At 70.4% G+C, this 13,265-nt stretch carries 9 protein-coding genes; 1 reads left to right on the top strand and 8 read right to left on the bottom strand.

Annotation, left to right across the window (positions count from 1 at the left end):
* Positions 1–191: 191 nt before the first annotated feature.
* From DK254_RS03990 to DK254_RS04000, 3 genes are read right to left on the bottom strand one after another with little or no spacing between them, the layout of a single operon-like run.
* The gene (locus DK254_RS03990; protein WP_109932400.1) at positions 192–494 is read right to left on the bottom strand and encodes a Dabb family protein; all 303 of its coding nucleotides are present in this window, start codon (positions 492–494) and stop codon (positions 192–194) included.
* A complete protein-coding gene (locus tag DK254_RS03995) occupies positions 491–1,468 on the bottom strand; it encodes an NAD(P)-dependent oxidoreductase (RefSeq protein WP_109932402.1) in 978 nt (325 codons plus the stop codon). The genes DK254_RS03990 and DK254_RS03995 overlap by 4 nt, the downstream gene beginning before the upstream one ends.
* An 11-nt stretch (positions 1,469–1,479) precedes the next feature.
* Positions 1,480–2,247, bottom strand: a complete 768-nt coding sequence (locus DK254_RS04000) for a class II aldolase/adducin family protein (protein ID WP_109932404.1) — start codon at positions 2,245–2,247, stop codon at positions 1,480–1,482.
* A 205-nt stretch (positions 2,248–2,452) separates the two neighbouring features.
* Here DK254_RS04000 and DK254_RS04005 point away from each other — a divergent pair, with 205 nt between their 5' ends.
* On the top strand, positions 2,453–3,172 hold the full coding sequence (locus tag DK254_RS04005; RefSeq protein ID WP_109932406.1) for a Crp/Fnr family transcriptional regulator: 720 nt from the start codon (positions 2,453–2,455) through the stop codon (positions 3,170–3,172).
* A gap of 10 nt (positions 3,173–3,182) precedes the next feature.
* On the opposite strand, the gene DK254_RS04010 is transcribed toward DK254_RS04005, so the two are convergent.
* From DK254_RS04010 to DK254_RS04030, 5 genes are all read right to left on the bottom strand, one after another.
* Positions 3,183–5,306: a PQQ-dependent dehydrogenase, methanol/ethanol family gene (locus DK254_RS04010; protein ID WP_109932408.1), complete on the bottom strand. Its 2,124-nt coding sequence runs from the start codon at positions 5,304–5,306 to the stop codon at positions 3,183–3,185.
* 121 nt (positions 5,307–5,427) lie between these two features.
* Entirely contained in the window at positions 5,428–6,876 is a 1,449-nt protein-coding gene (locus tag DK254_RS04015) for an aldehyde dehydrogenase family protein (RefSeq protein ID WP_109932410.1), read from the bottom strand.
* Complete coding sequence (locus tag DK254_RS04020) at positions 6,873–8,096, bottom strand: alpha-hydroxy acid oxidase (protein WP_109932412.1); 1,224 nt, start codon at positions 8,094–8,096, stop codon at positions 6,873–6,875. Before DK254_RS04020 ends, DK254_RS04015 begins: the two co-directional genes overlap by 4 nt.
* Entirely contained in the window at positions 8,093–9,487 is a 1,395-nt protein-coding gene (locus DK254_RS04025) for an FAD-binding oxidoreductase (protein ID WP_177412011.1), read from the bottom strand. The genes DK254_RS04020 and DK254_RS04025 overlap by 4 nt, the downstream gene beginning before the upstream one ends.
* Positions 9,488–9,500: 13 nt before the next feature.
* Positions 9,501–13,010, bottom strand: a complete 3,510-nt coding sequence (locus DK254_RS04030; RefSeq protein WP_109932416.1) for an indolepyruvate ferredoxin oxidoreductase family protein — start codon at positions 13,008–13,010, stop codon at positions 9,501–9,503.
* Between the last annotated feature and the right edge of the window lie 255 nt (positions 13,011–13,265).

Genomic DNA, 13,265 nt, shown 5'->3' on the forward strand with positions numbered 1-13,265 from the left:
GCGGACGTAGGAGCAACTGTCTTCTGGGCTCCGTCGTTCGCGGGAGTGACTAGATCGAAATTCGCGTCTCCCATGTCGCCCCATTGTAGAAGCGGGCCCTGCCCGCGAATCGCGCGCAGGGCGCGCTCCTACAGGTGGGACAGCGGTGGCGGCGTAGGAGCGGACTCCGTCCGCGATTGGCCAACCGCCACTCAGGTCTCGAAATAGAAGCTCTGGAAGCGCTCGGCCAGTTGCAGGGTGAGCTGCGCCGCCTGCAGGTGCATGGGATGGGGGCCGTAGTCCTGGGCCGCCTGCAGTGACTCGAAGGTGACTATGGTGCCGAAGTCGAAGCTCTCGTCCGGCCCGTTGCGGCCCAGGCTGGCGCGGGGGCCGAAGCGGACCTCGCGCACCCCCGGGATCTGCCGCAGGCTTTCGCAGGCGGCGGTCAGCCGGGCGATGTGTTCGAGGTTGCCCGGCTCCTTCAGCCAGGTGATGACTACGCTCTGCACGCTCATGCGCAATGTTCCTTTGGCAGGGGGTTGATGCAGTTGCGCAGCGGTTCGCCGCGCAGGGCGTCGAGCAGGTTGTCGAAGGCCTCGAGGGTCATGCGCCGGTGGGTCTCGCGGGTGGAGGCGCCGTTGTGCGGCGACAGCACCAGGTTGCTCAGGGGCAGCAGCGCCGGGTTCACCGCCGGTTCGTCCTCGGCGACGTCCAGCCCGGCTGCCGCCAGGCGGCCTTCGCGCAGGGCCGTGGCCAGTGCGTTCTCGTCCACCAGGCCGCCGCGGGCGGTGTTGATCAGGATGGCCTGGGGCTTCATCCGCGCCAGCGCTTTCGCGTCGATGATGTGGTGGGTGGCGGCGTTGTAGGGCAGTTGCAGGATGAGCGCGTCGCTCTGTTCCAGCAGGTTGTCGAAGTCCAGGTAGCGCACGCCCAGCCGGGCCTCCTCCGCTTCCGGCAGGCGGCGCCGGTTGCAGTAGGCGACGTCCATGTCGAAGCCGCGGGCGCGCTTGGCCAGCTCCCTGCCGATGCCGCCCAGGCCGAGGATGCCCAACTGCTTGTGGTGCACGTCCTGGCCGAACAGCGGCGAGGAGTCGGCGCGCCAACCGCCGCCGCGGACGAAGGTGTCGGCCTCGACGATGCGCCTGGCCGCGGCCAGCAGCAGGCCGAAGGCGAGGTCGGCGGTGGCCGCGGCGACGGCCTTGGGCGTGTTGCAGACGCGGGTGCCGTGGGCGGTGCAGGCGGCCACGTCGATGTGGTCGAAGCCGGCGCTGACGGTGCTCAGCACCTTCAGCCGCGGGCAGCGCGCCAGCAGCGCGGCGTCGATGCGGTCGCCGGGCACCACCAGGGCGTAGTCGGCCTCGCCCAGCAGCCCGGCGAGGTCCTCGGGGATGCCCTGGTCCGGCATGCGGATGTCGGCATGGGCGCGCAGGTTGCCCAACAGCGCATCGGGCACCTGGCGCGACAGGGCGATGCAGGGTTTTTCGTTCATCGCTCGTTCCTTCAGTCGCGATAGCTGGTATCGACGCGGTCGAGCTTGCGCAGCAGCGCCGGCCAGACGAAGTCGCCGCCCTGGCCGCCGGTCTGCTTGTCGACCACCTCGGCGACGCCCTCGATGATCCGCGGGTCTACCTCGATCAGCTTGCCGCCGGCCTGGGCCGCCAGCTGGATCTGGCAGGTGGTCTCGAAGGTGTACATGTTGAGGAAGGCGTCGGCGATGCTGCGGCCGACGGTGAGCAGGCCATGGTTGCGCAGCATGAAGAACAGCTTGTCGCCGAGGTCGGCCTGCAGGCGCGGCTTCTCGTCGTCGCGCAGGGCCACGCCCTCGTAGTCGTGGTAGCCCAGCGAGGAGAGCACGAAGGTGGACTGCTGGCTGATCGGCAGGATGCCGCATTCCTGGGTGCTGACCGCCACGCCGGCCTTGGTGTGGGTGTGCAGCACGCACTGGATGTCATGGCGCGCGGCGTGGATGGCGCTATGGATGACGAAGCCGGCGCGGTTGGCGTTGTAGGGGCCGTCGATGACCTTGTCGCCGTTCTGGTCGATCTTCACCAGGTTGGAGGCGGTGATCTCGTCGAACAGCAGGCCGTAGGGGTTGATCAGGAAGTGATGCTCGGGGCCGGGGATGCGCGCGCTGATGTGGGTGAAGACCAGGTCGGTCCAGCCGTACAGCGCCACCAGCCGGTAGCAGGCGGCCAGGTCGACGCGCAGTCGCCATTCTTCGTCGCTCACCTGGTCGCGCACATGGGGGAGGGCGAGTTCGTGGGGCATGGTGCTTCCTTCTTGTCGGTGTTGTGGTGGAGCACCGCAGGCTACGTCCTGGCGCGGCCCGGCAACTGTCCTGAATTTGACGCCTGGACGGTGGCGTTAGCCCGCAGGCACTCGTCGACGGGGGAAGCTGCCGGCACGCCTTGTGCGGCTCGCCGGGCGGCCGAATAATGAGCGGCACCGTCCCGTATCCATGGAGCCTGCAGGCGTGACCTTCCCCTCGATGTTGTCCGAGTCGCATCTGGCCGTGCTGATGGCCAGCCCCTGGTTCGGCGGCCTGCCGGCGCCAGTGCGCGACGACATGCTGGCCCGCGCCGGCGTCCGCGCGCTGAACAGCGGGCAGCAGCTGTTCCGCTGCGGCGAGCCGCCGGACGGCCTGTACATCGTGCTGCAGGGCATCATCCGCCTCAGCAACACCACCCGCGACGGCCAGGAGGCGGTGCTGAACTTCTACGAACCGGGCAGCTGGCTGGGCGAGGTGTCGATGCTCGACCACAGCACGCGCCTGCACGACGCCCATGCCCACGTGCCCTCCCAGGTGCTGCACATCAGCCCGCTGGCCCTGGGCGAGCTGTGCGACCGCCACCCGGCGCTGGTGCGCATGCTGCTGGACCTGGAGGTGTCGCGCCTGCGCACCATGCTGGTGGCCTTCTCCGCCTTCTCCACGCAATCGCTGGAGCAGCGCCTGGCCGGGCGCCTGCTGGGCCTGAGCGAATCCTTCGGGGCGAAGGCGGAGGAGGGGGTGAGCCTGGACCTGCGGCTATCCCAGGAGTCCATGGCGCAGCTCATCGGCGCCACCCGCCAGCGTGTCAACCAGGTGCTCAAGCAGTGGGAGCAGCAGGGCCTGATCCGGCAGCGCTATGGCCAGCTCCTGCTGCTGCGCCCGGACGCCCTGCAAACCCTGACCCAGGAGCGGCCGGACCGCTAGCCCACCAAGCCTAGGTGCCCGACGGCGGCTGGCCCGCGGCCTGCAGTTCGGCGCGCCGGTCGTGGGCGCGCTCGATCAGGTAGGCGCGGATCTGCTCCACCTGCTCCGGCGTCAGCCGGCCGGCGAACGGCGGCATGCCCCGGCCGGCCCGTGCGCCGGCGACGATGCCCTGGAAGTCCTCGTGCGTCTGCGCCGTCATGTAGCGCAGGTCGGGAATGACGTTCGCACTGAAGGCGCCCAGGCCGTGGCACACCCCGCAGTGTTCGCGGAACAGCTGGTCGCCGGCCGCCACCGTGGCCGCGTCGGCGGTCATCGGCGGTGGCCCGGGCAGCTGTATGGCGCGCCGCCTGACCTGGGGCATGGGCGCGGTGCCGCCGAGCCTGAAGGTGAACACCCGGGCGTCGGGCACGGTGCGCGTGCGTTCGGACAGGGCGCCGAAGGTGATCGGGTAGGAGCCGCCCCAGCCGCTGCTGAAGGTCACGTACTGCTCGCCGTCCACGCTGTAGGTGACAGGCGCGGCCACCACGCCGCTGCTGACCTCGCGCTGCCACAGCAGCTTGCCGCTGTCGGCCGCGTAGGCCAGCAGGCGGCCATCGTGGGTGCCCTGGAACACCAGGTTGCCGGCGGTGGCCAGGGTGCCGCCGTTGGCGATCTGCGCGTAGGGCACCGCCCAGGCTTCCTGCTGCCGCACGGGGTCCCAGGCCTGCAGCTTGCCGGTGTAGATCCGTGCGAATTCGTCGATGCTCCTGCTGTCCCTGGGCATCGGCGGGAACTCCAGGCCGGTGTTCCACTGGCCCTTGGCGGGCGTATCGGTCTTCGCCTTCGGGTGATGGATGTCGGCCGTCGATTGCGTGGGGATGTAGACCAGGCCGGTCTTCGGGCTGTAGCTCATCGGCTGCCAGTTGTGCCCGCCCTGGGAGCCGGGGAACACCAGCCTGGCTTCGCCCTTGCTCCAGTAGTCGGCCGCCTCCAGGTCGATGATCGGCCGGCCGCTGTCCCTGTCCACGCCCTTGGCCCAGTTGACCCTGGGGGCGTACTGGGCGGCCGAGAGCAGCTTGCCCGTGGCCGCGTCCAGCACGTAGAAGAAGCCGTTCTTCGGCGCCTGCATCACCACCTTGCGCGGCTTGCCGTCGATGGGCAGGGTGGCGACGACGATGTGTTGCGTGGCGGTATAGTCCCAGGCGTCGCCCGGCGTGGTCTGGTAGTGCCAGACGTAGCGCCCGCTGTCGGGGCGGACCGCGACGATGGAGGAGAGGAACAGGTTGTCGCCCTTGCCCTGGGAGCGCTGGCCGTAGTTCCAGAAGGCGCCGTTGCCGACGCCGAGGTAGAGCAGGTCGAGCTCGGCGTCGTAGGCCATCGAGTCCCACACGGTGCCGCCGCCGCCCTGTTTCCAGTACTGGTCGCCGAACCAGGTCTTGCGGATCATGCCGATGGTGTCGGTCTCGTCGCCCTTGGCCGGGTCGCCCGGCACGGTGAAGAAGCGCCAGGCCTGCGCGCCGGTCTCGGCATCGTAGGCGGTGACGTAGCCGCGCACGCCGAACTCGCCGCCGCCGTTGCCGATCACCACCTTGCCCTTGATGATGCGCGGGGCGCCGGTGATGGTGTAGTTGCGCCCGTGGTCGAGCACGGTGTCCACCGACCACAGGCGTTGCCCGTCGCGGGCGTCCAGGGCCTCCAGCCGGCCGTCGTACACGCCCACGTAGACCTTGCCGCTCCACACCGCCACGCCGCGGTTGGCCGCGTCGCAGCAACCCGAGCCCTGGATGCCGCGATAGACCCCGGGGTCGTACTTCCACAGCAGCTCGCCGGTGCGCGCGTCCAGCGCGTGGACGATGCTGTAGGCGCTGGTGGTGTACATCACGCCGTCCACCACCAGGGGCGTGGCCTCGACGACGCGGTCCAGCCCGAAGCCGTAGTCCCAGGCCAGGCCGAGCTGCCCCACGTTCCCCTCGTTGACCTGCTCCAGCGGCGAATAGCGCTGCTCGCCGTAGGTGCGGCCGGTGCTCATCCAGTTGCCGGGCTCGCTGTCGGCGGCATTCAGGCGCCGGGCATCGACCGCCGCCGGGCCGGCCGGCCAGGCCAGCGGCGCCGCGAGCAGCAGGAGCACAGCCCCGGTATTCCAAGGTGCTTTCATGGTTGGTTCCCCCATGGTGCCGCCATTGGCGGCGCGTTTCGGGCGAGGCTCGCCATGCAGGACAGTGCCCCGGCGGCAGGCCGCCAGGGCACCGGCCGTCAGGCAGGGCGCGAAGCGCGGGTCAGGGTTCGAGCCCCAGCGCGGCCGCCACCTGCGGGTAGGCCACCGTGTCGATCAACTGGCGCGTGGCGGCGCCGTAGGGCGGTGTGATCAGCTCGAAGCTGCCGCCCACGCGGCGCTCGTAGAAGCCGCGTGGGTTGGAGAACTCGCGGAAGCCTTCCTCGCCGTGGTGCCGGCCCATGCCGCTGGCGCCCACCCCGCCGAAGCCCATGGAAGCCAGCGCGCCCTGCATCACGGCGATGTTGAAGCACACGCCGCCGGAGCGGGTGCGCGTGGCGATCGCCTGGCGCAGCGCCGGGTCGTCGCTGAACAGGTAGATGCCCAGCGGCGTGTCGCCCCGGTTGATGCGCGCGACCAGGTCGTCGGTGTCCCTGTAGGTCTGCACCGGCAGGATCGGGCCGAAGATTTCCTCGCGCACCACCTGGGCGTCGTCGCGCGGGTTGACCACGATGTGGAAGGGCATGTCGCGGGCGCCGGCATCCATCTTGCGGCCAATGCGGATCACCCGGTCGCTCTTGCCCTGCGCGTCCTCCAGCAGGCGTTGCAGGCGCTCGACGTGGCGCTGGCTGATGATGCCGCTGGCGCTGCTGGCGCCGTTGTCGTGGCCGAAGCTGTTGTGCATCGCCTCGCCAAGGGCGTTCACGAAGTCCTGCAGGCCGTCCTCGGGCACCAGCAGGTGGTCGACGGTGATGCACAGCTGGCCGCGCTTGATGGCCTTGATGCCGGCGATGGTCGCCAGCGTCTGCGCGTCGTCGAGCTTGTCGCGGCCGACGATGGTGGGGTTGCGCCCGCCCAGTTCGAGGGTGACCGGCACCAGGTTCTCGGCGCAGCGCTTCATGATCTCGCGGCCCACCGCCGTGCCGCCGGTGAACAGCAGGTGGTCCCAGGGCAGCGTGGCGCAGTGCCGGGCCAGCGCCAGGTCGCCGTTGACCACGGCGACCTCGTCCTCGGCGAAGTAGGCCGCGAACATTTCCTGCAGCAGGGCGCCGCTGTGGGGCGTGAGGTCCGAGGGCTTGAGGATCACCCGGTTGCCGGCGCCCAGCATGTCGACGAGCGGGCCGATGCCGACATCGAACGGGAAGTTCCACGCCGCCATGTTGCAGACCACGCCCTTGGGGCTGTACTGCACGTAGGCCAGCGACTCGCCCTGGGTGGCGGGGTCGACGGGCTTGGCGATGGGCTTCATCCATTCATGGACGTGGGCGCAGTCGAAGCGCACGCGCTCGATCATCGGCAGGATTTCGGTGAGGTCCGCCGCCGCGCCCGGATGGCTGCCGAAGTCCGCCGCCAGCGCCTCGTGGATCCTGGCGCGGTACTGGTACAGCATCGGCACGATGCGCGACATGCGCTCGATGCGCGTCTCGGCGCTGGGGAACATGTCCTGGGCGAAGGCCGCCTTCTGCAGCGCGAACAGGCGCTCCAGGCGCTGGATGGGGGTTTGCGTGTTCATGATAGGTCTCCAGTGGGTAGCCGCGCGTCCCGCCCTGGACGGACCGGGCCGTGCGGATGGGCGCTGGCCCCCGGCCAGGGGAAGGGGGGCAGCAATATGCTCGGGCCGACGGATTCGATGTCGGTATGGCCGCAGAAGGCCATGCTCAGGCTCAGTTCGTTGTGGATGATCTCCAGCGCGCGGGTCACGCCGGCCTCGCCGAGCGCGCCCAGGCCGTAGACGAAGGCGCGGCCGAGCAGGCAGCCGCGCGCGCCCAGGGCACGCGCGCGGAGCACGTCCTGGCCGCTGCGGATGCCGCCGTCCATCCAGACTTCGGTCTGGGCGCCGACCGCGTCGACGATCGGCGGCAGCGCGCGGATGCTCGACTGGGTGCCGTCGAGCTGGCGTCCGCCGTGGTTGCTGACCACGATGGCGTCGGCGCCGTGGGCCACGGCGCTGCGGGCGTCGTCCACGTCCTGGATGCCCTTGAGCAGCAGCGGGCCATCCCACCAGCGACGGATTTCGGCGACGTCGGCCCAGTTCAGCGAGGGGTCGAGTTCGCCGCCGCGCCAGCGCGCCATGTCGGCCATGCTGTCGATGCCGGGCGCGTGGCCGACCACGTTGCCGAACGCCCGCCGCGGCGTGCCGGCCATGCCCAGCGCCCAGCGCGGGTGCATGGCCACGTCGAGCAACTGGCGCAGGTTCATGCGCGAGGGGTCGGTCAGGCCGTTCTTCAGGTCCTTGTGGCGCTGGCCCACCAGCGATAGGTCCAGGGTCAGCACCAGCGCCGTGCAGCCGGCCGCCTTGGCGCGCTCGACCAGGCGCCGGGCGAAGGCGCGGTCGCGCATCACGTAGAGCTGGAACCAGAAGCCGGGGCCGGCGTGTTCGGCCACGTCCTCTATGGAGCAGATGGCCATGGTGGACAGCGTGAAGGGGATGCCGAAGGTCCGCGCCGCACGGGCCGCGAGGATTTCGCCGTCGGCGTGCTGCATGCCCAGCGCGCCCACCGGGGCGAGCGCGACCGGCATGGCCAGGCGCTGGCCGAGCAGCGTGGTGGCGGTGCTGCGCCGGTCGATGTCGATGGCCACGCGCTGGCGCAGCAGCAACTGCCGCAGGTCGGCCTCGTTGGCGCGGTAGGTGCTCTCGGTCCACGAGCCCGAGTCGGCGTAGTCGTAGAACATGCGTGGCACGCGGCGCTGCGCCAGGGCCCGCAGGTCCTCGATGCAGGTGATGCAGGTCATGGCGCACCGCCATCGAGCAGCTTGCCCGGGTTGAGGATGCCGGCGGGGTCCAGCGTGCGCTTGATCGCGCCCATCAGCGCGCGTTCCTGCGGGCTGCGGGTGATCGACAGCCAGGGTTTCTTCTCCAGCCCGATGCCGTGCTCGGCCGACACCGAGCCGCCGCGGGCCCGCAGTTCCGCGTAGACCAGCGCCTCGATGCGCGGCTTGAGCCGCGCCAGGTCGGCGTGGGGCAGGGTGACGACCAGGTGCAGGTTGCCGTCGCCCAGGTGGCCGAACACGTAGAGCCGGTGCGCCCGGGTTTCCGCGAGCAACAGCTGCTGCACCTGGCACACGTAGCCGTCCATCGCGGCGATCGGCAGCGAGATGTCGAAGCCCAGCGGCGTGCCGTGCCGCATCACCTGCTCCACGTCGTCGCGCAGCGCCCAGAAGGCCTGCGCGTCGGCATCGGAGCGGGCGAGCACCGCGTCGCTCAGCAGCCCTTGCGCCAGGGCCGCCTCGAGCGCGGCCTCGAAGCGCTGGCCATCGGCTTCGCGGTGGGTCCCCTGGGCCTCGACCAGCACGTAGAAGGGATGTTCCTGGCCCAGCGGCGGCAGGCTCCTGGCCGGCGGCGTGGTCACCAGCCGGTAGAAGGACTGCCACATCACCTCGAACGACGACAGCGCGCCGCCCAGCGCGCGGTCCAGGTGGCGCAGCAGGCCGGCCACGGCGTCGAAGTCCGGCGCCGCCAGCAGCGCGGTGTGAGTGGCCAGCGGCTTCTCGCGCAGGCGCAGCTCCAGGCGGGTGATCACCCCCAGGGTGCCTTCGCTGCCGATGAACAGCTGCTTGAGGTCGTAGCCGGTGTTGTTCTTGATCAGCGGGTGCAGGGCGGACACCACGGTGCCGTCGGCCAGCACGGCCTCCAGCCCCAGCACCATGTCGCGGGTCATGCCGTAGCGCAGCACACGGGTGCCGCCGGCGTTGGTGGCAGCGGTGCCGCCCAGCGTGGCGCTGCCGCGCGCCCCAAGGTCCAGCGGATAGACCAGGCCCTGTGCCTCCACGGCTTCCTGCAGGGCCTGCAGGGTGACGCCGGCCTGTACCGTGGCGGTGCGCTGTTGCGGGTCGATGGCCTCGATGGCGCGCATGCGCTCCAGCGACAGGATGATCTCGCCGGGCCCGGCATCGGCGCCGCGCACCAGGCCGGTCAGGCCACCCTGGGGCACCACCGGCAGGCGTCGCTGGTGGCACCAGCGCAGCACGGCGGCGACTTCCTCGGTGCTGGCCGGGCGCACCAGCGCCCGCGCCCGCAGGTTGTCGGCGCGCAAGGCGCCGGCTGAACGGCTGGCGAGATCGGCCGCGCAGAGCACGCCGTTGTCGCCGACGATGGCGCGCAGCGCCTCGACGATGGGGTCCATATGCAATCCTCTGCTAGCGGGGAGCGGCTGGCGCTCGGGCGATGTCGCGCAGCGAGGCCTCGAGCTGCGCGCGTTCCTTTTCCACCTGCTCGACGTGGCGCTGGCGCACGTGGCCATAGCCACGGATCTTCTCCGGCAGCGAGGCCAGGGCGACCGCGGCGTCGAGGTTGCCGGCGTCGAGCCTGGCGATCAGCCCGTCGATCTCCCGCTCGTACTCGGCCAGCAGGCGCAACGCCAGCCGGCGTTCGGCGCCGTTGCGGAAGGGGTCGAGGAGGGTGCCGCGCAGGCCCTTGCAGTGCTTGAGCAGGCCGAAGGCCTTCAGCAGCCAGGGCCCGACTTCCTTCTTGTACGGCTTGCCGTCCTTGTCCAGGCCGCCGAAGGGCCAGGCGCCGACGTTGAAGTGGACCTTGTAGTCGCCTTCGAACACCGCATCGAGTTCCTGCCTGAAGCTGTCGGATGCGTACAGGCGCGCGACCTCGTATTCGTCCTTGATCGCCAGCAGCTTGAAGTAGTAGCGCGCCACCGCCGTGCTGAAGCGCTCGCCCAGGTTGCGCTCGCGCTCGGCGGCGCGGGCCCGGTCCACCAGTGCCTTGTAGCGGCGGGCATAGGCCTGGTTCTGGTAGTCGGCCAGGTAGGCCATGGAGCGCTGGACGATGGCTTCGAGCGACATGTCGATGCGCGGCGCGGGCGCAACCGGGCTGCCGGCGCAGGCGGTCTTTTCCACCGCCTGCAGGTCGACCGCCGCGCGGCGGCCCCAGAGGAAGCTCGCCTTGTTGAAGTCGACCTGCACGGCGTTGAGTTCCAGCGCGCGCAGGATGGCCGCGTGGGACAGCGGCACGCTGCCCAGCTGCCAGGCCGCGCCGAGCATGAACATGTTGGCGGCGATGCTGTCGCCCATCAGCTGCGCGGCGATGCGCAGGCCTTCCATGGCGAGCAGCTGGCCGTCGCCACAGCGCTGGCGGATGCGTTCGAGCAGCGCGCCGGCATCCATCTGCCAGTCGGGGTTGCGCGCGAAGTCGCTGGTGGGCACCAGGTCGCTCGCCACTATCACCCGCGTGCGGCCCGGGCGTATGCGCAGCAGCGCCTCGTCGCCGGCGGTCACCACCAGGTCGCAGCCCACAATGGTGTCGGCCTCGGCGGTGGCGATGCGGGTGGCATGCAGCCGCTGCGCATCGGTGGCGATGCGCACGTGGGACATCACGGCGCCGTACTTCTGCGCCAGCCCCGTGACATCCAGCACCGAGACCGCCAGCCCCTCTATATGCGCGGCCATGCCGAGCACCTGGCCGATGGTGACCACGCCGGTGCCGCCGACGCCGGTGATCAGCAGCGAGAAATCACCGGTGAGCGCCGGCAGCGCCGGGTCCGGGATGGCCGGGAAGTCCGCCGCGCCCACGCCCGAGGTCCTGGCCTTGCGCAGCTTGCCGCCGTGCACGGTGACGAAGCTCGGGCAGAAGCCCTCGACGCAGGAGTAGTCCTTGTTGCACGAGCTCTGGTTGATCCTGCGCTTGCGCCCGAACGGGGTTTCCAGCGGTTCGATGGACAGGCAGTTGGAGGCCTTGGAGCAGTCGCCGCAGCCCTCGCACACGGCCGCGTTGATGAAGGTGCGCTTGTCCGGGTCGGCCCACTTGCCGCGCTTGCGCAGGCGCCGGCGCTCGGTGGCGCAGGGCTGGTCGTAGACGATCACCGACACCCCTTCGATGCCGCGGCAGCGCAGCATCACCGCGTCGAGCTCGGTGCGCGGCAGCAACGGCACGCCGGCCGGCAGGCTGCCGGCGGGGTGCTTGGCCAGGTCGTCGGTCAGCACGAAGATGTGCCGGACACCCTCGGCCATCAGCTCGGTGACCACCTGCGGCACCGATAGCTCGCCGTCGATGGGCTGGCCGCCGGTCATGGAGACGAAGCCGTTGAACAGCACCTTGTAGGTCATGTTGGCCTTGGCCGCGATGGCCTGGCGGATGGCCAGGAAGCCCGAGTGGAAGTAGGTGCCGTCGCCGATGTTGACGAATACGTGCTTCTCCCCGGTGAAGCGGTGCTGGCCGAGCCAGTGCATGCCTTCGCCGCCCATCTGGGTGAACATCGGCGGCGTCTTGAGCGGGTCGTGCAGCACGGCCATGGCGTGGCAGCCGATGCCGACCATGGCCCGCGAGCCGTCGGGCACCTGGGTCGAGCGGTTGTGCGGGCAGCCCGAGCAGAAGCCGGGGTTGCGGTTGGGCGAGGCCGGCTCGGGCAGGCCCGGCAGCTTGTGGGTGGCCGGCGGCAGCGCCATATCGGGAAGGTCGGGGTGCAGCTTGCGCAGCCGGGCGTGGATGGCGTGCATGATCTGCGTCGGCGACAGCTCGCCCCAGCCCTGCAGCACCGCCTCGCCATGCCCGGGCGCGAAGGCCTGGGCCGCCTCGTACTTGCCGGCCACGCGCGGGTGGTTGGGCAGCGCCAGGTCGTAGAGGATGCCCTTGACCTGGTCTTCGAGGATGCCGCGCTTTTCCTCGACCACCAGGATGGCGTCCAGCCCGTCGGCGAATTCGCGCACGAACTGCGGGTCCAGCGGCCAGATCAGCCCGGCCTTGCCGATGCGCAGGCCCAGTTCGCGCTGGCGCGCCTCGTCCAGGCCCATCCCGGCCAGGGCCTGCAGCACGTCCTGGTACGACTTGCCGGCCGACAGCACGCCGAGCCGGGCGCCGGGCACCTCCTGCAGCAGATGGTTGAGCCGGTTGGCGCGGGCGTAGGCCACGGCCGCCGGCAGCCGGTGGTTGACCAGGCGCTCCTCGCCCATCAGCGGGATGTCGAAGGTGCGGATGTTCAGGCCCTGGGGCCCCAGGTGCGGGGCGACCTGTAGCTCGGGCAGGACGATGCGCGGCGAGTCGGGGCCGACGCGCACCGAGCCGCCGCCCTCGACCACGTCGTTGTGCACCTTGAAGCCCACGGCGCAGCCGCAGAAGCGGCTCATGGCGAAGCCGTGCAGGCCCAGGTCGAGCAGCTCCTGGGTGTTGGACGGGTAGAGTATCGGCAGGCCGGCGGCGATGAAGATCGGGTCGGAGAAGTTGATCACCGACGAGGACTTGACACCGTGGTCGTCGCCGGCGATGGCCAGCACGCCGCCGTGCCTGTTGGTGCCCGCGCTGCCCAGGTGACGCATGGCGTCGGCGCTGCGGTCGGTGCCCGGCCCCTTGCCGTACCAGATGCCGAACACCCCGTCCACCTTCGAGCCGGGCAGCAGGCCCACGTACTGCGAGCCCCAGACCGCGGTGGCCGCCAGGTCCTCGTTGACCCCCGGCATGAAGTGGATGTTGTTGGCTTCCAGGCGTGCCTGCTGGGCCCACAGCTCCATGTCGTAGCGGCCCAGCGGCGAGCCGCGGTAGCCGGAGATGAAGCCGCCGGTGTTCAGGCCCGCGGCCTGGTCGCGCCAGCGCTGCTGCAATGGCAGGCGGGCCAGGGCCTGGGTGCCGGTGAGGTAGATCCAGCCTTCCCGGGTTTCGAACTTGTCGTCGAGCGTGACGCTCTGGTGGGGTAGAGGGGCGTTCATCAGGACTCCTGCTTATTCTTGTTCTGTCGCTTCCCTTTCGTTTCGGTGCTGCTCGTAGCCGCTGCGAAGGCGTTCGCGCGGCGCCGGCTCACGTCACGATCACGGAAGATGGTGGAGCGGGATGTCGTGGGGGACTGTCCGGGATTTGCGCTGCGAAGGCGCGGAAGAGGCAGGCGTGGCTACCCCTTTCGGGGTACCGGGAAGGCTGCTCCAGGGGACCGCTGGCCAACCCTCTTGACGCTGGGTGATCGGTGC

It is taken from the genome of Pseudomonas sp. RW407, assembly GCF_003176655.1.
Lineage (GTDB): Bacteria > Pseudomonadota > Gammaproteobacteria > Pseudomonadales > Pseudomonadaceae > Pseudomonas > Pseudomonas delhiensis.

Bases quoted from the DNA above. Each gene is read 5' to 3' on its own strand.
- DK254_RS03990 (WP_109932400.1), bottom strand. From the start codon at position 494: ATGAGCGTGCAGAGCGTAGTCATCACCTGGCTGAAGGAGCCGGGCAAC.
- DK254_RS03995 (WP_109932402.1), bottom strand. From the start codon at position 1,468: ATGAACGAAAAACCCTGCATCGCCCTGTCGCGCCAGGTGCCCGATGCG.
- DK254_RS04000 (WP_109932404.1), bottom strand. From the start codon at position 2,247: ATGCCCCACGAACTCGCCCTCCCCCATGTGCGCGACCAGGTGAGCGAC.
- DK254_RS04010 (WP_109932408.1), bottom strand. From the start codon at position 5,306: ATGAAAGCACCTTGGAATACCGGGGCTGTGCTCCTGCTGCTCGCGGCG.
- DK254_RS04015 (WP_109932410.1), bottom strand. From the start codon at position 6,876: ATGAACACGCAAACCCCCATCCAGCGCCTGGAGCGCCTGTTCGCGCTG.
- DK254_RS04020 (WP_109932412.1), bottom strand. From the start codon at position 8,096: ATGACCTGCATCACCTGCATCGAGGACCTGCGGGCCCTGGCGCAGCGC.
- DK254_RS04025 (WP_177412011.1), bottom strand. From the start codon at position 9,487: ATGGACCCCATCGTCGAGGCGCTGCGCGCCATCGTCGGCGACAACGGC.
- DK254_RS04030 (WP_109932416.1), bottom strand. From the start codon at position 13,010: ATGAACGCCCCTCTACCCCACCAGAGCGTCACGCTCGACGACAAGTTC.